Origin of the sequence: Streptomyces sp. NBC_01618 (genome assembly GCF_045209435.1) — a bacterium.
In the GTDB taxonomy this organism is placed as follows: Bacteria; Actinomycetota; Actinomycetes; order Streptomycetales; family Streptomycetaceae; genus Streptomyces.
Genome location: NZ_CP109297.1, coordinates 1,779,567 through 1,801,720, shown reverse-complemented (window position 1 = coordinate 1,801,720; position 22,154 = coordinate 1,779,567). Strand labels below are relative to the sequence as shown.

23 protein-coding genes are annotated in these 22,154 nt (G+C 70.7%); 19 read left to right on the top strand and 4 right to left on the bottom strand.

The window, feature by feature from the left end; genetic code table 11:
- Positions 1-17 precede the first annotated feature (17 nt).
- The 4 genes from OH735_RS08525 (at position 18) to OH735_RS08510 (ending at position 3,564) form a co-directional block, all read left to right on the top strand.
- On the top strand, positions 18-2,315 hold the full coding sequence (locus tag OH735_RS08525) for a hypothetical protein (protein WP_406380785.1): 2,298 nt from the start codon (positions 18-20) through the stop codon (positions 2,313-2,315).
- Between the two features lie 40 nt (positions 2,316-2,355).
- Positions 2,356-2,505, top strand: coding sequence for a hypothetical protein (locus tag OH735_RS08520; RefSeq protein WP_406380784.1), 150 nt, complete (start codon positions 2,356-2,358; stop codon positions 2,503-2,505).
- 94 nt (positions 2,506-2,599) lie between these two features.
- Positions 2,600-3,121, top strand: coding sequence for a hypothetical protein (locus OH735_RS08515; protein WP_406380783.1), 522 nt, complete (start codon positions 2,600-2,602; stop codon positions 3,119-3,121).
- A 32-nt stretch (positions 3,122-3,153) separates the two neighbouring features.
- Positions 3,154-3,564 carry a hypothetical protein gene (locus tag OH735_RS08510; protein WP_406380782.1) on the top strand — a complete coding sequence of 137 codons (411 nt, stop codon included), beginning with the start codon at positions 3,154-3,156 and terminating at the stop codon, positions 3,562-3,564.
- 65 nt (positions 3,565-3,629) lie between these two features.
- Here the strand turns inward: OH735_RS08510 and OH735_RS08505 are convergent, their stop codons facing one another.
- Complete coding sequence (locus tag OH735_RS08505; RefSeq protein ID WP_406380781.1) at positions 3,630-3,860, bottom strand: GntR family transcriptional regulator; 231 nt, start codon at positions 3,858-3,860, stop codon at positions 3,630-3,632.
- A gap of 157 nt (positions 3,861-4,017) precedes the next feature.
- Between OH735_RS08505 and OH735_RS08500 the strand changes: the two genes are divergently transcribed.
- From OH735_RS08500 to OH735_RS08475, 6 genes are all read left to right on the top strand, one after another.
- The gene (locus OH735_RS08500; RefSeq protein WP_406380780.1) at positions 4,018-4,416 is read left to right on the top strand and encodes a DUF6415 family natural product biosynthesis protein; all 399 of its coding nucleotides are present in this window, start codon (positions 4,018-4,020) and stop codon (positions 4,414-4,416) included.
- A 382-nt stretch (positions 4,417-4,798) separates the two neighbouring features.
- On the top strand, positions 4,799-5,020 hold the full coding sequence (locus OH735_RS08495) for a helix-turn-helix domain-containing protein (RefSeq protein ID WP_406380779.1): 222 nt from the start codon (positions 4,799-4,801) through the stop codon (positions 5,018-5,020).
- A 105-nt stretch (positions 5,021-5,125) separates the two neighbouring features.
- Positions 5,126-5,515: a hypothetical protein gene (locus OH735_RS08490; RefSeq protein ID WP_406380778.1), complete on the top strand. Its 390-nt coding sequence runs from the start codon at positions 5,126-5,128 to the stop codon at positions 5,513-5,515.
- Positions 5,512-5,913, top strand: coding sequence for a hypothetical protein (locus OH735_RS08485; protein WP_406380777.1), 402 nt, complete (start codon positions 5,512-5,514; stop codon positions 5,911-5,913). Before OH735_RS08490 ends, OH735_RS08485 begins: the two co-directional genes overlap by 4 nt.
- Before the next feature lie 74 nt (positions 5,914-5,987).
- Positions 5,988-6,467: a hypothetical protein gene (locus OH735_RS08480; RefSeq protein ID WP_406380776.1), complete on the top strand. Its 480-nt coding sequence runs from the start codon at positions 5,988-5,990 to the stop codon at positions 6,465-6,467.
- An 82-nt stretch (positions 6,468-6,549) separates the two neighbouring features.
- Positions 6,550-6,945 carry a hypothetical protein gene (locus OH735_RS08475; protein ID WP_406380775.1) on the top strand — a complete coding sequence of 132 codons (396 nt, stop codon included), beginning with the start codon at positions 6,550-6,552 and terminating at the stop codon, positions 6,943-6,945.
- Positions 6,946-7,630: 685 nt separating this feature from the next.
- Here OH735_RS08475 and OH735_RS08470 read toward each other — a convergent pair.
- The gene (locus OH735_RS08470) at positions 7,631-8,260 is read right to left on the bottom strand and encodes a hypothetical protein (protein ID WP_406380774.1); all 630 of its coding nucleotides are present in this window, start codon (positions 8,258-8,260) and stop codon (positions 7,631-7,633) included.
- Between the two features lie 169 nt (positions 8,261-8,429).
- Between OH735_RS08470 and OH735_RS08465 the strand changes: the two genes are divergently transcribed.
- Genes OH735_RS08465 through OH735_RS08455 form a run of 3 tightly spaced genes read left to right on the top strand, consistent with a single transcriptional unit; the run spans position 8,430 to position 10,773 of the window.
- On the top strand, positions 8,430-9,542 hold the full coding sequence (locus OH735_RS08465; protein ID WP_406380773.1) for a tyrosine-type recombinase/integrase: 1,113 nt from the start codon (positions 8,430-8,432) through the stop codon (positions 9,540-9,542).
- A gap of 38 nt (positions 9,543-9,580) precedes the next feature.
- On the top strand, positions 9,581-10,063 hold the full coding sequence (locus tag OH735_RS08460; RefSeq protein WP_406380772.1) for a hypothetical protein: 483 nt from the start codon (positions 9,581-9,583) through the stop codon (positions 10,061-10,063).
- Positions 10,064-10,083: 20 nt separating this feature from the next.
- Entirely contained in the window at positions 10,084-10,773 is a 690-nt protein-coding gene (locus tag OH735_RS08455) for a hypothetical protein (RefSeq protein ID WP_406380771.1), read from the top strand.
- Positions 10,774-11,019: 246 nt separating this feature from the next.
- Here the strand turns inward: OH735_RS08455 and OH735_RS08450 are convergent, their stop codons facing one another.
- Positions 11,020-11,673, bottom strand: coding sequence for an MBL fold metallo-hydrolase (locus tag OH735_RS08450; protein WP_406380770.1), 654 nt, complete (start codon positions 11,671-11,673; stop codon positions 11,020-11,022).
- Between the two features lie 10 nt (positions 11,674-11,683).
- Complete coding sequence (locus tag OH735_RS08445) at positions 11,684-12,373, bottom strand: maleylpyruvate isomerase family mycothiol-dependent enzyme (protein ID WP_406380769.1); 690 nt, start codon at positions 12,371-12,373, stop codon at positions 11,684-11,686.
- Between the two features lie 175 nt (positions 12,374-12,548).
- Between OH735_RS08445 and uvrA the strand changes: the two genes are divergently transcribed.
- The 6 genes from uvrA (at position 12,549) to whiA (ending at position 21,940) form a co-directional block, all read left to right on the top strand.
- On the top strand, positions 12,549-15,608 hold the full coding sequence (gene uvrA / locus OH735_RS08440) for an excinuclease ABC subunit UvrA (protein ID WP_406380768.1): 3,060 nt from the start codon (positions 12,549-12,551) through the stop codon (positions 15,606-15,608).
- 433 nt (positions 15,609-16,041) lie between these two features.
- Positions 16,042-16,470 carry a Rieske (2Fe-2S) protein gene (locus OH735_RS08435; RefSeq protein WP_406380767.1) on the top strand — a complete coding sequence of 143 codons (429 nt, stop codon included), beginning with the start codon at positions 16,042-16,044 and terminating at the stop codon, positions 16,468-16,470.
- 238 nt (positions 16,471-16,708) lie between these two features.
- A complete protein-coding gene (gene uvrC / locus OH735_RS08430) occupies positions 16,709-18,943 on the top strand; it encodes an excinuclease ABC subunit UvrC (RefSeq protein ID WP_406380766.1) in 2,235 nt (744 codons plus the stop codon).
- On the top strand, positions 18,940-19,929 hold the full coding sequence (rapZ, locus tag OH735_RS08425; RefSeq protein ID WP_406380765.1) for an RNase adapter RapZ: 990 nt from the start codon (positions 18,940-18,942) through the stop codon (positions 19,927-19,929). The genes uvrC and rapZ overlap by 4 nt, the downstream gene beginning before the upstream one ends.
- Positions 19,926-20,960, top strand: coding sequence for a uridine diphosphate-N-acetylglucosamine-binding protein YvcK (gene yvcK / locus OH735_RS08420; protein WP_406380764.1), 1,035 nt, complete (start codon positions 19,926-19,928; stop codon positions 20,958-20,960). Before rapZ ends, yvcK begins: the two co-directional genes overlap by 4 nt.
- Entirely contained in the window at positions 20,951-21,940 is a 990-nt protein-coding gene (gene whiA / locus OH735_RS08415; protein WP_389990053.1) for a DNA-binding protein WhiA, read from the top strand. The genes yvcK and whiA overlap by 10 nt, the downstream gene beginning before the upstream one ends.
- Positions 21,941-22,154: the final 214 nt, after the last annotated feature.

Sequence of the window (22,154 nt, the reverse complement as noted above, 5' to 3'; positions counted from 1 at the left end):
TCCAGGAGGACCGCACCATGACCGCCGAGACCATCCCCGCCGCCCTTCCGGCCGCCCCGTCGCAAGGGCTCACCCCTCGTACCGCCCGGCGCCTGGCGACGGCTGAGCGCGTCCTGTACGGCGCCGGGGGCGTCCTCGTCGCCGTCGGCCCGCACACCGGCTACCTGCCCCTCCACGCGGCCGCCCTGGCCGCCGGAGCGGGCACCCTGGTCCACCTGTGGCGCCGGACCCGCAGCGGCGGCAGCGGCCTCCTGACCGCCTGCTGCCGGGCCCTGCCGGTCCTCGGCCTGTCCGGCTGCTACACGGCCGCCCTCGCCTCCCCGGGCGTCGCCTGGTGGGAAGTCGTCGCACCCGTCGCCACGGCGGCCGCGGCCGGTATCGCCGCACCAGTGACCCGCTCCCTCGGCCTGAAGCAGGCAGCGGACGACCTCCCCGAGATGGTCGCCGCGCACGGTGCGGAGCTGCACGTCGTCACCCCGGCCGGACAGACGCCGGCCGACGCGTACGAGACCGGTCTCCACCAGATGTGGACCGCCTCGCCCGCGACCGGCGACACCGCCCTGACGGCCGTTCACCGGCCCGCCGAGGACCGGCCCGACTTCACCGCCGTGATCCTCGCCCCAGCCGGGCAGGCCGTCCCTCGCAGCCTGGACAAGCACGCCGTGGCCGCCGTCTTCGACGTCCCACCGGACGCCGTCACCCTGGCCCCGGTCAAGGGCACCGGCCCCGGCCGCGTGGCCCTTCGCGTCGCCCCGGTCGAGGCCGCCGAGACCGGCCAGGACGACGACGAGGTCCGCACCTTGTGGGAGCTGCGGGTGTCCGGCCCGTCCGGCGTCGCTCCCGGGATGCTCCTCGCCGACTACCGGCTGACGGACGACCGCCTCGTCGTCCTGGTCCAGGCCGCCGAGGACCACATGATCGACCTGCGCCGCAAGCCCCTGGCCCGGGCGCTGCGCGTCGAGGACCCCGAACTGATCATGATCGAGACGGACGGCATGGCCAACGGCGTCGTCACGATCTACCGGGAACACCCACTCATCCACATCCGCGAGGCGACCCGCGCCGACCTCACGATGGACAAGGACGGCCGGGTGACCGTGGGCTTGCGGCACGATGGCCGCCCGGCCCGCATGAGGCTGTACGACCCGGAGCTGGGCGCGCTGACCGACCTCCTCGTCGGCGCCCCCGGGTCGGGGAAGTCGGTCACCCTGCTGACGCTCCTCGCGGCCGAGCGGCTGTCCGGCGTCGTCTCCGTCGTCGCGGACGCACAGGACGGCATGAGCCTCCCGGAGGCGGACAGCCGGGTGTTCCACTTCGGTAAGGGCCGGGCCGCCCTCGGTGCCACGCTCGCCGCGCTCTGCGCCGTCGCCGACTACCGAGAGCAGATCTCCGCCGCGAACGGCTGGGGCTCCTTCACGCTGGGCAACCCCTGGTCGCTGGTCATCGCCACCCTGGACGAGATCAACCGCGTCCTGGCCGCCGACGCCGACGTCCACCAGGACTTCCGTAAGTGGGTCGCCGGGATGATCTCCCGCGTCCAGCTCACCGGCAGGAAGTTGGGCATGGGCATCCGGTTCGCCGGCCAGTCCATCCACCTGGCCGACCTGGGCGACTCCGACAAGATCCGGAGCGGGGCACGACAGGGCACGGTCTGGCTCGGCCGAGTCAACGGCACCATGACCAGCCGCATGGCGCAGGACATGACCGACCGCACGATCGAGGTGACCCCCATCCCTAACTACTTCGGGGCGGGCGGCTCCTCGGAAGTCGCCGCGGCCTGGACCGGCGAGGAGGCCCCGCCCGGGCCGGTGACCGCCGGGTGCGCCTGGATGATCCAGGGCGGCCACCCGGCCATGACCCGCGTGTTCCGCGCGGTGAAGAAGAACCGGACGTACCCGGGGCTGATCGCCCTCATGGAGGTCGCGCCCGTCCCCGGCTTCACCCCGGAGGAGACCGACGTCTTCACCGAGGCTTACGCGGAGGCCCTGCCGTACGCGGAGGACCTGATGATCGGAGGGAAGGCGGCCGCCGAACCGACCCCGGACGCGGAGGATGGCACCGGCGACGACTACGCCGACGATGCCTACCATGCCGTCACGGCACCGAAGACGCCGGCACCCGCCCGGGGCCTCCGTGATTGTGTCCTGGCGGCCCTCGCCGACGGACCGCTCCGCACCCGGGAGATCCGGCAGGCGGTCGGCGTCGGCACCGACGGCGGCCCCGCCTCCGGGTCCGTCGACAACGCCCTGTCGAAGCTCGCCGACGAGGGGCATGTCGTACGCGCCGGTCACGGAATCTGGTCACGTCCCGAGTAACCGCAGACCCCATGGACCTGCCGCCGCCATGCTGGACCCCATGGACTTCGAATACGACTGCTGGCGGTGCGGCACGACCTGTGTCGTCTACGGCCGACCGGTGGGCTTCTGGGTCGAGCGGTACCGCCTCCCCGGTGAGTGGGAGTGCTGGAACTGCGGCGCCACCAACACCACCCCCGACGACGAATGACCCGCCCTCACACAGCAGCACACAGCAGGCCCGGAGCACCCCCCGCTCCGGGCCTTTCCTATGCCCGCGCACCGCCCTGCAGGAGGACCCCGCCATGTACGAGCCGACCACCGCTGAGCAGCTGCACACCATCGCCCAGGCCGCCGACACTCAGCCGCTCAGCGAGGCCCAGGCCGCCGCCGAAGCCGCCCGCCTCATCGCCGAGGGCTACAGCACCAACAGCCCGGTGGCCACCAGCTACAAGGACGTCGCCCCCCTGCCGACCACAGGAGACGCCATGCCCTGGCCCCAGCCCGGACGCCCGCCCATGTCCCAGAAGGCGACGGACGTCAGCGCCCTCATGCTCGCCGGGGGTGTCGCCTCGCTCCCGATCGGCGCGGCCACCTCGCTGGTCCTGTGGTCCCTCGGGCAGGTCGACCCAATCAACCTCGCCATCGGGGCCGGCGCCCCGGTCGCCCTGGTGCTCGCCGTCGCCGCCGTGGTCCGCCGCCTGCAGGGCGTGAACCTGCACACCGAGAACCACCACCACTACACCGGCACGGTCCGGCAGGAGACGACGAACGTTTCGACCACGACCAAGGGCATGTTCGCCCGCACCCGCAACGACATCCGCTGACCCGCCCACCGCATCACCATCGAGAGGCAGCCATGACCGACGCATACAACCGCTTCCAGGCACTCGACATCCGCACTCCGGACGACGTACCGCCCGCCACCCCGCTGGAGTGGCAGATCGAACGCATCAGCATCCACGAGCAGCGCGGGCTGTGCGGCACGGCCGACGACGCCCTGACTGTGCTCGCGCTCCGGGAGAGCGTGCGGCGAGAGCTCGAGCGGACCGGGCTCTACATCTCCGACGGACGCCGCATGGGCGCCACCTGGGAGCAGATCGCGGCCGCGCTCGACATCACCGCGGACGCCGCCCGCGAGCGAATGCGCTCATGGGCCGACGGACAGGAGCAGCTCTACCGGCGCGACGTAGCCGACGGTAGGGCCCACCCCATCGGCATCGACAGCGAGCAGCACGCCTCGACACTCACGGACCTCACCAACACCTGACCCGCACCGAGGCCCCCGGCCGCCCCCTCCGACGAGGGGCGCGGCCGGGGGCCTCTTCGCGTTTCTCAGGACGGGTCGGCGACGAAACTGCCCATGCCTGGCGTCGTGACGATGAGCCCCTCGGCGCGCAGCGCGGCCGTCACCTTCCGCACGGTTCCCCGCGCGACGCCGAACTCCACTTCGAGCTGCACCTCAGAGATCAGATGGCGACGCGGATAGGTGCCGTCTGCGATCCGTTCCCGGACGACCTCGGCAATTTGTTCCCACTTCGACCGTGTGGGGTCATATTCGATCACCCATCGGACGGTACGTAACCGGGCTTATCGGGGCATAGAGATGCACAGCCATACGTAGGCATGGACAGGGGTATACAGGCTGCCTACGCTGCCGGAACGAAAAATGCCCCCGCAGCCTGGCAGGGCCCGGGGGGAAGGCCGACTGGCAGGAGCCGACATGCCGCACCGTACCGCCCCATCCGTCGCACGGGCAGAGCTCGATCAGGCCCCACCCGACATCGCCACCATGCGCACCACGACCCACCGGCTGCTCGCCGAGCACGCCAAGCCGATCGACCCCGAGCAGCTGGAGACGCTGCGGCTGGCACTGTACGGCCACCTGCAGCTGCTCATCCCCATCATCGAGGCGATGACCCTCGGCCTGCCGAAGGACAACGTACCGAGGGCCTGCGCCCTGGCCTGTGCGGGCGAGGCCCGCATGCGGGTACGGCTCAGGGGCGGCGACAACCCACCTGGGCGCATGTCCGTTGCGATGAGGCTGGCTCGGTCCGTCAACGCCCTATGCGACCACTACGACCGGTTGGCCAGCAGCCTGGCCGACGAGGACGTGTCATGACGGCCCCCGCCACCGACCGGCCGCCGCTGTCCGCAGAGTGCACGCTTGCGGCGCGCCCCGGATACAACGACGTGCACAGGCTGTGTCAGCAGACGAAAGACGTGCCCCTTCCCCACGGCGGCGGAATTCTGCTCGCGCTTCGGTGCGGCTGCCCCTGCCATGCAACCCAGCGCCAGCACTGAGTAACTCCCGTACGCGTCCCGCGCACAACGTCGCCACCAGCCGCCCCCGGTCTGCCTCACCCGAGGCAGACCGGGGGCGGCCTTTTTTGCGTTTCACGCGCGATCACGCCGGATCAGATATGGTCCCGCTCCTTGCTGCGGCCCGTTGCTCTCCGCTACAGCCCGCTGCACCCGCGCACAATCAAACGAAGGAGATCGCCATGGGCACCGCCGACGACGGTCCCGAGTGGCTGACCCGGGCCCAGGTGGCCGCCGCCCTCCAGGTCCACGTGGTCACCGTCTCGCGATGGATCAGCACCGACCCGCAGATGCACGTCCGCCGCCTGGGACCGACCGGTCACCGCGTCCGTATCCACCGTTCCGAGGTCGAACGGCGACTGACCGCCCCGACCTCGCAGCAGGACACCACCGCGACCGCCTGACCGGTCGCACACGCACCACCCCGAGGCGATGCCGGCTACCGCGCCGCCGCCCGGGCACGCCGCTGGTTTTGGGCCGGGCGTCAGTACGAGCACCGGGACGTCCCCATGCCCGACCACCAGCCCCCGCCGCCCCCGGCCGGCCCCATCCCCGACACCTTCGTCACCGTCCTGCGTCACCAGTGGGCGCCAGGCATGCCCGCCCCGCTGCGGCGCTGCCGGTTCCTCGCCGCCCTGTACGCCGCCCACCGCCTGGCCGACCCGTTCGGGGCCCTGCGCGACAGCAGCGGCCGCCCCGTCCCCGTGGGCACCATCGCGCACGCCTCCGCCACGAGTGAGACGACCGCCGCCCGCTACCTTGCCGCGGCCGTCGCTGCGGGCGTCCTCGCCGAACGGCACCCGGGCCTCCTCGTCCTGGTCCCTGGCGCCGTCCCCGACTGGCAGGCCGCGGCCGCCGTCATCGACCACCACCACACCTCCGTCGGGAGCTCCGCATGACCCTCGTCCCCTACGCGCGGACCGCCAACACCGTCCGCTGCTGGCTCTGCGGCACCACCGAGGGCCCGCTACGGTCCGACATCCACGTGACCGGCCACCTGTGCCCGCCCTGCTGGACGCTCCAGCCACGCGGCTCCAGTACCTGGGTACGCGCCGCGTCAGCTGTCGCCGCCCGTCTCCAGCTCGGCCGCCACTGGACCGAGAGCGGATTCCGTCAGGGGTGGCTGCAGAACGTCGCACGCCGGCACCGCATCACCGCGTGGCACGACGCCCCCGTCGGGACCCCCGCGCCCGACGTCCCGTTCGGGTGGCTCCCCGCCGAAACCTTCGACCGGGCGGCCGCCGACCTGGAGCAGCGAGAAGACGAGTTCAACCGGTCCCGCGTCACGCCCACCTGACGCCACGGCGGGCAGCACCCAGCCACCGGGGAAGCTGCCCGCCCTCGCCCCACTCCCCTGAAGGGACACTCCCGATGCTTGCCCTCACCTCGTCCCCCGACGTCCCGGCCGCCCGCCCCGGCTCCCGGACCGCGCTCCTCCTGGACCACATGCGCACGGTCGCGCTCCTCGCCGCCGCCGGGCACAGCTACCACCGCATGGCCCGACACCTCCACGTGAAGCCGGAGACCGCACACCAGCGGGCCACGATCGGCGCCCTCCTGCTCCTGCGGTCCGGCGAAGTCCCGCTCTCCAGCCCCCTGGCCCACACCCTCGCCCACCTCCCACCCCTGGAGCAGGAGGCACCGCGCCCCGTACGCCGACGCCCCCGCCGGGTACCGGACGCCCCCACGGACAACATCGACCACACCGACCTCCTCATCCCGCTCCCCGACCTCCACGAACTGGCCGTCCCGTACGCCGACCTGGACGCGCTCACAGCGGAGCCCGCACCCGTCGACCCTGCGGAAATCTGGCAGAACGCTGACACATCCGAGCCTGCGCCGCTCCCGTAGCGCTACGCCCCTGCCCTGGTCAGAGCCGTGGCGCCCGTATACAGCCCCCACCGAACGCGTCCCCTTCACCGGAAGGCTCCTGATGCCCACTCACGTCGTTACCTGCCGCGTCCCGCCCTACGTCCACGACCAGCTCCGAGACCTCGCCGAACGGCGCGGCCAGACGCTCGCCGCCACGACTACCGGCATCCTCGCCGCAGCCCTGGACGACCCGACCGCCACAGGGTCCGCGCAGGACGGCGCGATCGTCACGGCCGTCCGTACCGTGCTGGCCGAAGTCGACGACCCCAAGGCACTCATGCACCGGGAGCTCGCCGTCGTCCTCGCCCGGGCCGTCGAGCGGAGGAGCCCCGGATACATCGCGGCCGCCTCATCGCTGCGCACGTCCGTCGAAGCCGCGCTCTCAGCCCAGCGCTGCGCGGACAGCCCCGGCGACGACTCGATGTCCGCGCTCCTGGACGGGCTCGGTCTCCTGTGACGGCAAGCGATCTCACGCACGAGCTCGAGGCCGGGACCTCCTCGCGTGGTCGTGGTTCAAATTGAACCGGTCGATCCGCCACCGGCGCCGAGGACTGGACCGAGTTGGAGGACGCGGCCGCCGTCGACGTCGACGAGCTTGCCGCGCTCCTGGACGACCTCGCCGACGAGGGACCTGGGCGCCTGATGTGAGGCCCGTCCTGGTCCCCTGACAAAAGATTCGCGCACCAGCACCCGTAACGCCGGAGGTGTTCCAACTTGAACGAACCGTCAGCCGTAACGCAGCATGCTTCCGGCAACTTGCCTGGGCCGACAGCCGTAACGCGCATGGCATGGGCCAGGATCGAGGCACGTCGGCGAACGCTGGAAACCGCCGAGTGGGTCCGGTCTGTGTCGGAGAAGGATCCGCAGCTCGCCGCACTTCTACGCCAGATGTACAGCGTGGTGGAGCCGCGGCAGGTCATCGCGCGGGCCGCCGCCCGGCACGGCCTGTGGTGCGGACTGTGCGCCGTGGACCTCGGAGCCGAGGTCTATCGCTCCCGCATCCCGTTCGCCGGCACCACCGTGCCCGTCTGCCTGGACTGCGAGCCGTACCGGATGCCGGGCGGCTTCGTAGGCGTGTGCTCCTGTGGCAGGAAGGTCTACGGCTTCCACATCGCCCGCACCCGTATCTACTGCTGCACCGATCACCGCGCCGACCAGGTGAACGCCGCCCGGCGCGCAAGGCGAGCCCGCCGCCGCGGGCGCTCCTGTGCCACTTGCGGAACCTTCTTCGTCCCGCCGCGCTCCGATGGTTGGTACTGCTCCCCGAAGTGCCGGCAGAAGGCGTACCGGCAGCGCCGACAGCGGCAGGCCGCAAACCCGGATTCCGCGGCCTGATCCGCCAGGTCCGCGGCCTCCCCACGCAGCCGCACCATGGCCGACTCGGTGGACTCCGCCGCCTGCTTGCGCTCCCGAGCGATCCGGTAAGCCTCATCGAGGCCCACCGCGCCCGTCACCACGGTGTCAGCCAGGTCGGGCGCGTGGTCCGCAACAACGCACGCTTGCGAGACGCGGCTCTTGCTCACCTCGTTCTCGGCTGCCGCCTTCCGAACGCTCCCGGTGTCCAGAAACTGGACAGCCTTGGCCGCCACCATTGCCCGCTGTCCCTTGGTGAGGTGGCGTCGGGCGATGTTGACGGCGAGGGCGTAGCCATCGGGGTCGTCGCCGGCGTACGTCGTGAACTGCGGCTTGACGCTGGCGAGCTCGCACGCGGCAAGCCTGTTCCGCCCATCGAGCACGCGGCCTTCAGCGTCGAGCACGATCGGTTGCAGCAAGCCGCGGACGGCGATGTCGTCAGGAGCACGACACCGAAGCGCACCTCGGCCGGTGACTACCGTTGCGCCGCCGGGCGATGTGGCGGTCCGCTTCGGTCTGTTGTGGTCCTTTGCGTACCTGGCTCTTGATAATGTTCCTTCTCTAGAGCCAGAAATGAGGGAGGACCACATGAGCGCAACTGCCCGTCAGTTGGCCGTCGTCACGGCCGCCGACGTCGTCGACGCGGAGCTGGTGGACGACGACGCAACCGGCGCCGAGGTGGCCGTCCACACAGACCGGGACCGGCACCTCTCCCCCCAGACCGTCGCCGCCATCAAGGAGAGCGTCGCCGCCTCCACGCGCCGGGCGTACGCAACGGACCGCAAGGCGTTCGCCGCCTGGTGCGCGGAGCAGGGCCGCACGGACATCCCCGCGTCCGGCGAGACGATGGCGGAGTGGGTGCGGCACCTGACCGTGACGCCCCGGAAGCGGACCAAGGCGCCGGCCGGGCCGTCGACCATCGAGCGGGCCATGTCCGCCGTGACGTCCTGGCACGAGGAGCAGGGGCGCCCGAAGCCGACCATGCGCGGCGCCCGGGCCGTCCTCAACGCCTACAAGGACCGGCTCGCGGAGGAGAAGGCGGCGGCCGCGCAGCCGAAGCAGGCGACGGCGGCCCTGCCCACGCAGATCCGCGCCATGCTCGCCGGGGTCGACCGGGCCACCCTCGCCGGGAAGCGGAACGCCGCCCTGGTGCTGCTCGGCTTCGCCACGGCGGCCCGCGTCTCCGAGCTGGTCGCCCTGGACCTCGCCGCCGCCGTGGAGACGGAGCACGGCTACGACGTGACCGTGTACCGCAAGAAGGTCCGCAAGCACACCACGAACGCCGTGCTGTACGGCACCGACCCGGACACTTGCCCCGTCCGCGCGCTGCGCGCCTACCTCGCCGCCCTCGCGGCCACCGGGCGCACCGAGGGCCCCGTGTTCCTCCGCGTCGACCGGTGGGACCGCCTGGCCGCGCCGATGACCCGGGGCGGCCGCACGATCGGCGACCCGGCCGGGCGGATGACGGCGGAGGCCGCCGCCGAGGTGATCGAGCGCCTGGCCGTCGCCGCCGACCTCACCGGCGACTGGTCCGGGCACTCCCTGCGCCGCGGCTTCGCCACCGCCGCCCGGGCCGCCGGACACGACCCGCTGGAGATCGCCCGCGCGGGCGGATGGGTCGACGGCTCCCGCGTCCTCGCCCGGTACATGGACGACGTCGACCGCGTGAAGAACAGTCCGCTGGTCGGTATCGGCCTGTGACCACCGACCAGCCACACCACCAGCAGAAGGACGACCTGATGACCGCAGACGAGTACGCCCGCTGGACCTGGACGGCCCTCGATGTCCGTCGCCCCGGTGACATCCCCGGGGCGACGCCGCTGCCCCGGCTGATCGAGAAGCACACCGAGCACGCCGACCGGCTGATCAACAACAACTTGCTGGCGGACTACCCGCACCCGGTGGAGCGCGGCAGCGCCGGGGACGCCCTGGCCGTCCTCGCACTGCGGGAGCGGATCCGCCGCGACATCGAGCACGGGCGCGGATACGAGATCCGCCAGGCGCTACTCCTCGGCGCCACCTGGTCGCAGGTGTCGGCCGCCCTGGACGTCCCCGTGGACGAGGCCCGGGCGCTCCTGCGTGCCTACGCCGACGGGCAGCACAACCTGTACCGGGGCGACGTCGACAGCGGCCGGGCCCGGCCGCTCGGCTTCAGCCCAGAGCAGCACGCGGCCGTGCTCGCACTGGTCGAGCTGGGCGACGACGAGGCGGCCGGCGTCTGATGTTCCAGCGAGGGACGACCGTGCAGTACATCGAGCCATCCGCGGATTGGGGCGTGTACGGCGTCATTACCGGTGACCTTGGCGATGGCGAGACCTATACCGTCGACCGGCTCCCGCCCCATACGGGCACTGGTGTGTGGGGCCACGCTTACGTGGTCCGCGTATGGGACTCGTCGGGTGCCGAGGACGTCCTGCCGGTAATCCACCCTGGCGGGACGATACCGATTCCGGGGCTCCGTCTCGTGCTGCGGACGCAGCGCGGACCCCTGCCTCACCCTGTCGTCGGCTCCTTCGCCGAGGCGGAGACTGCGGCCTTCTGGGACCCGGATTTCAGCCCGTACGACGACTACCCGGCAGGCTGGTCACCGGTCGGCGTGGGCTCGCACCGGGACGTCTTCCTGAACCCGGACCGGACCATCGTCTACAAGGTCGAGACGCAGAGAGGCCGCAACCGTCGAGAGCATCGCACCCTCCGCGGCCTCCGTGCCCAGGGGTACGGCTACGCCCCGCCCACCACGCTGTGGACTGTTCCTCACTCGACACCTGGCAGCAGCGACACAGAGTTTCCAGTCCTGGCGATGCCGTACCTGCCAAACGACGGCACCGTGCCGCGTGCCGCACACCCGCAGGCCGGTGTGGTCGATCTCGGCCCTGCGAACATCACCGTCTGTCGCGGCCGGTACTGGCTGATCGACGCCAGCGGCATTTGAATTCGCCCGGCTCCCCCAGGGAGAAGCGTCCTCGAGGGCCCGCACCTGCCACGGTGCGGGCCCTGTGCCATACCTGGCCCCTCTGTACGGGCTGGTGGAGGGGCAGACGTTCCAGCTAGGTGGGGTGGCCGGTTAGGCGGTACGAGGATCTGCGGCCGCCACTTTTATGGCGCTGTGTGCGCGGTGCGGGAACACCAAAGCGGGGCCGGCCCCTTTCAGGGCGGCCCCGCTTGTGCGAGTTCCGGTTTACCAGCCCCGGGCTCTCCACTCCGTTAGGTGCGGGCGTTCCGCACCGAGTGTGGTGTCATGGCCGTGGCCCGGGTAGACCCACGTCTCGTCCGGCAACTGGTCGAAGAGCTTCGCCTCGATGTCGTTCATCAGCGAGTCGAAGTCCTTCGGAAGTGTTGTCCTCCCAGGACCGCCCGGGAAGAGGCAGTCCCCGGTGAACAGGTGCGGGGCGCCGTGCGGGTCGTCGTAGATCAGCGCGATGGAGCCCGGGGTGTGACCGACGAGATGACGGGCGGTCAGACCGACCCGGCCCACCCGGATCGTGTCTTCGTCGTCGACCAGGACATCGGTCGGGACCGGGATGCCCTCGGCGTCGTACCGCCCGGCGAACGTACGCGCGCCGGTGGCCGCCACCACCTCGCCGAGCGCCTGCCAGTGGTCGCCGTGCCGATGGGTGGTGACGACGGAGGCGATGCCGTCGTCGCCGATCAGCCGCAGCAGGGTCCCGGCCTCGTTGGCCGCGTCGATCAGGAGCTGCTCGCCGGTGGCCCGGCAGCGCAGCAGATAGGCGTTGTTGTTCATCGGGCCGACGGCGACCTTGGAGATCATCAGGTCCGTCAACTCGTGTACGTCCGCACGTCCGCCGACCTTGACCGCTCCCTTGTACGTCATACGACTCAGCCTATAGCGGGGGCAGTACGGGGAGGGGGCCGCCTTCGACGGTCAGCGCCGACCCGTCGCGGCGTCCGCAGAGCCAGCCGAGCAGCTCGGGGGCCGTGGCGCGGACCACGACAGGGTTGCCTTCCGCGCCGCCGCCCGTGGTCCAGGACCGGCCGTCGTCAGCGGTCGCGCCGATGGACACGACCTTCGGATGCCGGTCGAACCGCTCGGCGAGGAAGTCGATCTCCCGGCCGACGAACTCTTCGGGAAGATCCTCCAGCTCGTAGCCGATGCCCAGGTCGACATGGTGCAGCTCGACCTCGACGCGACGGCGGAAGGGAATCCGGGAGGCCGAGTCCGTCACGCCGTTGCGCAGCGTGACCGTGCGGGACCAGTCCGCCGGGGCCGAGGCGGCATCCATGAAGCGGGCCGCGCTCCCGGCCAGGTCGGCCAGTTGCTCGGCCCTCGGCCGGGACGCGTCGCGCTCGATGTCGCGGTCGCGGGTTTCGCTGTCTGCGTACATGGGGCGGCCCTGGAGAACATTTACGATCGCGTCGGCGTTACGAGAGAGGTGCGCAACGACATGGCCCCGGCTCCAGCCCGGCAATCGCGACGGCTGGGCGAGCGCGGCATCGTCCAGTTTCTCGGTGGCGCTGAGCAGCCGCTCGGTCGCTTCATGTAGGGCGTCCAGGTCGTGCGCGTGATCAATCATGATGCCGAGCCTAGCTCCGCCACTCAATCGGGTGAAGGAGTCAGCAGCCGTCCGTAAATCGAATGCGCGTGCTATACGCTCGGAGGTGAAACCTTCGTACATCGCTGTGGCGCCCCCCGTACCCTGGGACAGCGGCTCAGTTCCCCCATTTCTCTCCAGAAAGGTGCGGACCGGCGTGGCCGACCGTCTCATCGTCCGTGGCGCTCGCGAGCACAACCTCAAGAACGTCTCGCTCGACCTCCCCCGCGACTCCCTCATCGTCTTCACCGGGCTTTCCGGGTCGGGTAAGTCGTCTCTCGCGTTCGACACGATCTTCGCCGAGGGCCAGCGGCGCTACGTGGAGTCCCTCTCCTCGTACGCCCGTCAGTTCCTCGGCCAGATGGACAAGCCGGACGTCGATTTCATCGAGGGTCTCTCGCCCGCCGTCTCCATCGACCAGAAGTCGACCTCGCGCAACCCGCGCTCGACGGTCGGCACCATCACCGAGGTCTACGACTACCTCCGGCTGCTCTTCGCCCGGATCGGCAAGCCGCACTGCCCGGAGTGCGGCCGGCCCATCTCGCGCCAGTCGCCGCAGGCCATCGTCGACAAGGTGCTCGGCCTGCCCGAGGGCAGCCGTTTCCAGGTGCTCTCGCCGCTGGTGCGCGAGCGCAAGGGCGAGTTCGTGGACCTCTTCGCCGATCTGCAGACCAAGGGATACAGCAGGGCCCGGGTCGACGGCGAGACCATCCAGCTCTCCGAGCCGCCCAAGCTGAAGAAGCAGGAGAAGCACACCATCGAGGTGGTCATCGACCGGCTCACGGTGAAGGACAGCGCCAAGCGCCGGCTGACCGACTCGGTCGAGACCGCACTCGGGCTCTCCGGCGGCATGGTCGTGCTCGACTTCGTCGACCTCCCCGAGGACGACCCCGAGCGTGAGCGGATGTACTCCGAGCACCTCTACTGCCCGTACGACGACCTCTCCTTCGAGGAGTTGGAGCCGCGCTCCTTCTCCTTCAACTCGCCCTTCGGTGCCTGCCCCGACTGCACGGGCATCGGTACGCGCATGGAGGTCGACCCGGAGCTGATCGTCCCCGACGAGGAGAGGTCGCTCGACGAGGGCGCGATCCACCCCTGGTCGCACGGCCACACCAAGGAGTACTTCGGCCGGCTGATCGGCGCCCTCGCCGAGGCCCTCGGATTCCGTACGGACATCCCGTGGGCCGGGCTGCCGCAGCGTGCCAAGAAGGCCCTGCTCTTCGGCCACAAGATCCAGACCGAGGTCCGTTACCGCAACCGGTACGGGCGCGAGCGCGCCTACACCACGCCCGCCTTCGAGGGGGCGGTGCAGTTCGTCAAGCGGCGGCACTCCGAGGCCGAGAGCGACTCCAGCCGGGAGCGCTTCGAGGGCTACATGCGCGAGGTGCCCTGCCCGACCTGTGAGGGCACCAGGCTCAAGCCGATCGTCCTCGCGGTCACGGTGATGGAGAAGTCCATCGCCGAGGTCTCCGCGATGTCGATCAGCGAGTGCGCCGAGTTCCTCGGCCGGATGAAGCTGAACGCGCGCGACAAGAAGATCGCCGAACGGGTGTTGAAGGAGGTCAACGAGCGGCTGAGGTTCCTGGTCGACGTCGGCCTCGACTACCTCTCGCTCAACCGTGCGGCGGGCACCCTGTCCGGCGGCGAGGCCCAGCGCATCCGGCTGGCCACCCAGATCGGCTCCGGTCTGGTCGGCGTGCTGTACGTGCTGGACGAGCCGTCCATCGGCCTGCACCAGCGGGACAACCACCGGCTGATCGAGACCCTGGTCCGGCTCCGTGACATGGGTAACACGCTCATCGTCGTCGAGCACGACGAGGACACCATCAAGGTCGCCGACTGGGTCGTCGACATCGGCCCCGGCGCCGGTGAGCACGGCGGCAAGGTGGTCCACTCCGGATCGCTCCAGGAGCTGCTGGGCAACGGCGAGTCGATCACCGGCCAGTACCTGACCGGCAAGAAGTCGATCGTGATGCCCGACATCCGGCGCCCCGTCGACCCGACGCGCAGCCTCACGGTGCACGGTGCCCGGGAGAACAACCTCCAGGACATCGACGTCTCCTTCCCGCTCGGCTTGCTCACGGCCGTTACGGGCGTCTCGGGTTCCGGAAAGTCGACGCTGGTCAACGACATCCTCTACACCCACCTGGCACGCGAGCTGAACGGCGCCAAGTCGGTCCCCGGCCGGCACACCCGGGTCGCCGGCGACGACCAGGTCGACAAGGTGGTGCACGTCGACCAGTCGCCCATCGGCCGCACGCCCCGGTCCAACCCGGCCACGTACACCGGCGTCTTCGACCACGTCCGCAAGCTGTTCGCCGAGACGATGGAGGCGAAGGTGCGCGGCTATCTGCCGGGCCGCTTCTCCTTCAACGTCAAGGGCGGCCGCTGCGAGAACTGCTCCGGCGACGGCACGATCAAGATCGAGATGAACTTCCTGCCGGATGTGTATGTCCCGTGCGAGGTCTGCCACGGAGCGCGCTACAACCGGGAGACCCTGGAGGTCCACTACAAGGGCAAGTCCATCGCCGAGGTGCTGGACATGCCGATCGAGGAGGGCCTGGAGTTCTTCGAGGCCGTCCCGACGATCGCCCGCCACCTCCGTACGCTCCACGAGGTCGGCCTCGGGTACGTCAGGCTCGGCCAGTCCGCGCCGACGCTCTCCGGCGGCGAGGCACAGCGTGTGAAGCTCGCGAGCGAGCTCCAGAAGCGCTCCACCGGCCGGACGGTCTACGTCCTGGACGAGCCGACCACGGGTCTGCACTTCGAGGACATCAGCAAGCTCATCAAGGTGCTCTCCGGGCTGGTCGACAAGGGCAACTCGGTGATCGTCATCGAGCACAACCTCGACGTGATCAAGACCGCGGACTGGGTCATCGACATGGGCCCCGAAGGGGGCAACGGCGGCGGTTTCGTCGTCGCCGAGGGAACCCCGGAGCAGGTCGCCGGGGTTCCGGCCAGCCACACAGGCAAGTTCCTCCAGGGCATCCTGGACCCGGACCGGGTGAGCGAAGCCGCGGTGCCGGCGGCCCGCAAGCCGGCGCGGAAGGTGGTGGCGAAGAAGGCGGTCGCCGCGAAGTCGACTCCGGCCAGGAAGACGGCCACGGCCAGGACGAGCGCGGGCCAGGCCGCCAAGTCGGCCACGGCCAGGACCGACAGGACGGCCGCCGCGAAGAAGCCCGAGGCGAAGAAGGCGAGCCGCACGCGCAAGGCCTGATTGTCCGCGCGCCAGTCCTGATGGCCCCGCGCGTTCAGGTGGCGGCCCCCGAAGCCCGGGGGCCGCCACCTCTGTCGATACGGGGGACCTTCCGCCGGTACGGTCCCTGCCCCTCACCGAAGCTCTCGGCGCGCAGCGTGTGCGCCCGGCGCCCGGCGCACGGCGGCTGCGCCACCCGCACACGCCGTACGCCGGAACGCCCACACCCCCGTACCCCGGAACACCCACACGCCCCGATCCGGCCACCCCACTCCACCCCATCTGACCAGGCACAACGGGCCTTGGGCAGCCCGGCCGCCGGGTCCCCGATCTCCGCCGGTATCGTCGGTTCTGTCACCGATGGCTCTGATACCCGCGGTACCTCCGGTCCGCGTGGTGCCCCAGTCGACCGGTAATCCTCTGCACCCTGCCCCCTCTGACCAGTGGAGACCGCATGCCCGGCCAGCCCACCACCCGCCGTACCGTGCTGAAGGGCGCCGCTCTCGCCGGCGCCGCCGGGCTGGGAGTGGCCGCCTGCTCGACCGAGTCGAAGCTCGGCCACGCCGAGACGCCGACGCCGACCGCCCCCGTCGAACTCGGTGTGCCGGAAGAGGTTCCGGTCGGCGGATCCAAGCTCTACCGCGAACAGCGGGTCGTCGTCAGCTGCCCGGCCAAGGGCCAGTACAAGGCGTTCAGTGCCCAGTGCACCCACGCGGGTTGCCTGCTGGACAAGGTCGAGGACAACGTCGGGAACTGCCCCTGCCACGGCAGCCTCTTCGACACGACGACCGGCAAGGTGACGCATGGCCCGGCGACCGTGCCGCTGCCCTCCGTCCCGGTCAGGATCGAGGGCGGAAAGCTCGTCGCGGGTCCCGACGCCTGACGGCGCGCGGAGGACGGGTTCACCTGTTGCTGGCCCCTGCTCCACCAGGTGGTGACCGATGCCGTCCTGGTGCGCGCGCACCACATGCTGCGACTCCTGCCGCCATCGGGAAACCCCGTGACCGGCGGCGGCACCCCCTGACCCGTGCTCGGGGGCGCGCTCCCTCAACCGCGCCCCGGAGCACGGCACCACGGCCGGACAGGCCGCACTGTCACTGCCCGCAAGTAGGGTGGGAGACATGGCAGACCCCTCCAGCTACCGCCCCAAGCCGGGACAGATCCCCGACTCCCCGGGGGTCTACAAATTCCGCGACGAGCACCGCCGGGTGATCTACGTCGGGAAGGCGAAGAGCCTGCGCCAGCGACTGGCCAACTACTTCCAGGACCTGGCCAGTCTCCACCCCCGTACGCGCACGATGGTCACCACGGCCGCCTCCGTCGAGTGGACCGTCGTCTCCACGGAGGTCGAGGCGCTCCAGCTGGAGTACTCCTGGATCAAGGAGTTCGACCCCCGGTTCAACGTCAAGTACCGCGACGACAAGAGCTATCCGTATCTCGCGGTCACGCTCAACGAGGAATTCCCGCGCGTCCAGGTCATGCGCGGAGCCAAGAAGAAGGGCGTGCGCTACTTCGGTCCGTACGGGCACGCCTGGGCGATCCGTGAGACGGTCGACCTGATGCTCCGGGTCTTTCCGGTGCGCACGTGCTCCGCCGGAGTCTTCAAGAACGCCGCCAGGACCGGCCGCCCGTGTCTCCTCGGCTACATCGGCAAGTGCTCGGCCCCCTGCGTCGGCCGGGTCAGCCCCGAGGAACACCGCGAACTGGCGGTCGACTTCTGCGACTTCATGGCCGGCCGCACCGGCACGTACATCCGCCGCCTGGAGAAGGACATGATGGCGGCGGCCGAAGAGATGGAGTACGAGCGGGCGGCCCGCCTCCGCGACGACGTGGAGGCCCTCAAGCGGGCCATGGAGAAGAGCGCCGTCGTCCTCGCCGACGCCACCGACGCGGACCTGATAGCGGTCGCGGAGGACGAGCTCGAAGCCGCCGTCCAGATCTTCCATGTGCGGGGCGGCCGGGTGCGCGGCCAGCGCGGCTGGGTCACCGACAAGGTCGAGAACGTCGACACCTCGGGCCTGGTCGAGCATGCCCTGCAACAGCTCTACGGAGAGGAGACGGGCGACTCCGTCCCCAAGGAGGTCCTCGTCCCGGCGCTCCCCGAGCACCCCGACGCGGTCTCCCAGTGGCTCGCCGGCCGTCGGGGCTCCCAGGTCAGCCTGCGCATCCCGCAGCGCGGCGACAAGAAGGACCTGATGGCGACGGTCCAGCGCAACGCCCAGCAGGCCCTGGGGCTGCACAAGACCAAACGCGCCTCCGACCTGACGACCCGCTCCCGGGCCCTGGAGGAGATCGCCGAGGCGCTCGGCCTCGACACGGCTCCGCTGCGCATCGAGTGCTTCGACATCTCCCATCTCCAGGGCGACGACGTGGTCGCGTCCATGGTCGTCTTCGAGGACGGTCTCGCCCGCAAGAGCGAGTACCGCCGCTTCCAGATCAAGGGCTTCGAGGGCCAGGACGACGTCCGGTCGATGCACGAGGTGATCGGCCGCCGCTTCAAGCGGTATCTCCAGGAGAAGGAACGCACGGGGGAGTGGGAGGAGACGCCCGCCCCGAGCGGCCCCGTCCCGGCACCGCACACCGCCTCGACGGCCCCGGCCGACCCGGCCACCGGCATGGACACCACCCCCGATCCGATGGGCACCACCCCGGATCCGATGGGCACCACCCCGGATCCGATGGGCACCACCCCGGATCCGATGGACATCACCCCGGATCCGATGGGCACCACCCCGGATCCGATGGACATCACCCCCGATCCGGTGGCCACCACCTCAGATCCCATGGGCACCACCCCGGATCCGGACGCCGAGCCCCGTGAGGACGACGGTCGTCCCAAGCGGTTCGCCTATCCGCCGCAGCTCGTCGTGGTCGACGGCGGCCAGCCGCAGGTCGCCGCGGCCAAGCGCGCCCTCGACGAGCTCGGGATCGACGACATCGCCGTCTGCGGCCTCGCCAAGCGCCTCGAAGAGGTCTGGCTGCCCGAGGACGACGACCCCGTCGTCCTGCCCCGCTCCAGCGAGGGCCTCTACCTCCTCCAGCGTGTCCGCGACGAAGCCCACCGCTTCGCGATCACGTATCAGCGCGCCAAGCGGGCCAAGCGCATCCGTTCCAGCCCCCTGGATGCCGTCGCCGGCCTCGGCGAGACCCGGAAACAGGCGTTGATCAAGCATTTCGGCTCCGTGAAGAAGCTGAAGCAGGCGACAATCGACGAGATCTGCGAGGTGCCGGGGATAGGCCGTAGAACGGCGGAATCCGTGGCCCTCGCCCTGGCCTCGGCCGCCCCGGCCACGCCCGCCGTGAACACGGCGACAGGAGAGATCATTGAAGAGGACGACGGGGGCAGCACGACATGACTGAGCACGAACACGAACACGAAGTCGGGCGCGAACACGAAGTCGAGCACGACAGCACCGACCGAGCAGACGGAGCAGGAAACGTGAGTACGGGCACCACGATCGACCCGGGCAACGGGACCGCGGCCATCCCCGAACTGGTGATCATCTCGGGGATGTCGGGCGCGGGCCGCAGCACCGCGGCCAAGTGCCTGGAGGACCTCGGCTGGTTCGTCGTCGACAACCTGCCGCCCGCCCTGATCCCCACCATGGTCGAGCTCGGCGCCCGTTCGCAGGGCAACGTGGCCCGGATCGCCGTCGTCGTCGACGTACGCGGCCGCCGCTTCTTCGACAACCTCCGCGAATCCCTCGCCGACCTGGAGGCCAAGCACGTCACCCGGCGGATCGTCTTCCTGGAGTCCTCCGACGACGCCCTGGTCCGCCGCTTCGAGTCGGTCCGCCGCCCGCACCCCCTCCAGGGCGACGGCCGGATCGTCGACGGCATCGCCGCCGAGCGCGACCTGCTGCGCGAGCTGCGCGGCGACGCCGACCTGGTGATCGACACCTCCAGCCTCAACGTGCACGAACTGCGCGCCAAGATGGACGCCCAGTTCGCCGGCGACGAGGAGCCGGAGCTGCGCGCCACGGTCATGTCGTTCGGCTTCAAGTACGGCCTGCCGGTCGACGCCGACCTGGTGGTCGACTGCCGCTTCCTGCCCAACCCGCACTGGGTCCCCGAGCTGCGCCCGTTCACCGGGCTCAACGCGGAGGTCTCCGACTACGTCTTCGATCAACCCGGCGCCAAGGAATTCCTCAACCAGTACACGGAACTGCTCCAGCTCATCGCCGCCGGGTACCGCCGCGAGGGCAAGCGCTACGTGACGATCGCCGTCGGCTGCACGGGCGGCAAGCACCGCTCGGTCGCCATGTCCGAGAAGCTCGCGGCCCGGCTCGCGACCGAAGGCATCGAGACGGTACTCGTCCACCGGGACATGGGGCGCGAGTGACCAGTCGTAATCTGCGCCTGCGGAGGCTGCGCAGAGCCACCTCGGCACTGTCCGCCCGCAAGCGCGGCGCGCAGCCCAAAGTCGTCGCCCTCGGCGGCGGCATGGGCCTTTCCGCGTCGCTCGCGGCGCTCCGCCGGATCACCGGCGACCTCACGGCCGTGGTCACGGTCGCCGACGACGGAGGCTCCAGCGGCCGGCTCCGTGAGGAGCTCGGCGTCCTGCCGCCCGGCGACCTCCGCAAGGCGCTCGCCGCCCTGTGCGGCGACGACGACTGGGGCCAGACCTGGGCCCAGGTCATCCAGCACCGCTTCCAGTCCAAGGGCGACCTGCACGAGCACGCGGTCGGCAACCTGCTGATCGTCGCCCTGTGGGAGCAGCTCGGCGACCACGTCCAGGCCCTGGACCTGGTCGGCAAGCTCCTCGGGGCGCACGGCCGGGTGCTGCCCATGTCCGCCGTGCCGCTGGAGCTCCAGGCGCTCGTACGGGGACACGACCCGGCCCGCCCCGACGACGTGGACACGGTCCGCGGCCAGGCCACCGTCGCGCTCACCCCGGGCGAGGTGCAGTCCGTCCACGTCGTCCCGTCCGACCCGCCGGCCGTTCCCGAGGCCGTCGCCGCCGTCCTGGACGCCGACTGGGTGGTGCTCGGCCCGGGGTCCTGGTTCTCCTCCGTGATCCCGCACCTGCTCGTACCGGAACTGCTCGACGCGCTCGTCGAGACCAAGGCCCGCAAGGTCCTCTCGCTGAACCTCGCACCGCAACCCGGTGAAACTGATGGCTTCTCCCCGCAGCGTCATTTGGAGGTTTTGGGACGACACGCCCCTAAACTCGCCATGGACGTGGTGCTGGCCGACGAAGCCGCCGTGCCCGATCGTGAGTCCCTCGCCGACGCCGCCAAGCGGCTCGGTGCCGCGGTCGAGCTGGCGCCGGTGGCCTCACCCGACGGCGTTCCGATTCATGACCCGGAGCTGTTGGCCGCCGCGTACGACCGTATTTTTCGGATGCATGGAAGGATCGGCCCATGGCGATGACGCCCGCGGTGAAGGACGAAATCTCTCGGCTTCCCGTGACCCGGACCTGCTGCAGGAAGGCAGAAGTCTCGGCGATTCTTCGGTTCGCAGGTGGGCTGCACCTGGTGAGCGGCCGGATTGTGATCGAGGCTGAACTGGACACTGGGAGCGCGGCGCGCCGGCTGAAGCGGGACATCCTGGAGATCTTCGGGCACAGCTCGGAGCTGATCGTCATGGCTCCCGGCGGGCTGCGGCGCGGCTCGCGCTTTGTCGTACGGGTAGTGGCGGGCGGCGACCAGCTGGCGCGCCAGACCGGTCTGGTGGACGGCCGTGGCCGACCCATCCGGGGGCTGCCCCCGCAGGTGGTCTCGGGGGCCACCTGCGATGCCGAGGCCGCCTGGCGCGGGGCCTTCCTGGCTCATGGCTCGCTCACGGAGCCCGGGCGTTCCTCCTCGCTGGAGGTGACCTGCCCGGGCCCGGAGGCGGCGCTCGCCCTGGTCGGCGCGGCCCGCAGGCTCTCCATCGCCGCGAAGGCCCGCGAGGTGCGCGGAGTGGACCGGGTCGTCGTCCGCGACGGCGACGCGATCGGTGCGCTGCTGACCCGGCTGGGCGCCCACGACGCGGTGCTGGCCTGGGAGGAGCGGCGGATGCGGCGCGAGGTCCGCGCCACCGCCAACCGGCTCGCCAACTTCGACGACGCCAACCTGCGCCGTTCCGCGCGGGCCGCGGTTGCCGCGGGCGCCCGGGTGGGGCGTGCGCTGGAGATCCTGGGCGAGGAGGTGCCCGAGCACCTCGCGGCCGCCGGTCGGCTGCGCATGGAGCACAAGCAGGCATCCCTGGAGGAGCTGGGCGCGCTCGCCGAACCGCCGCTGACCAAGGACGCGGTCGCCGGGCGGATCCGCCGACTGCTGGCGATGGCCGACAAGCGGGCCCAGGACCTGGGCATCCCGGGTACGGAATCCACCCTCAGCGAGGAGCTCGCCGACGGCCTGGTGGGGTGACCTGCGAAAAGCCATGAAATCGGCCGAACCCAGAACGCACGGCCTTCCCGAGGGTGTGGACTCTCCGTAATCGCCACTGCGTGTACGGCCGGTTGTCCGGAGGCCCGTACTCCTACCGCGGAGTGCGGGCCTCGGCGCTTCGTACGGCCCCGCTCGATGTCACTCCGTGGCCATCGGAGAGGTAGGGTCGGAGGCGGTCGGGGACATCTCATAC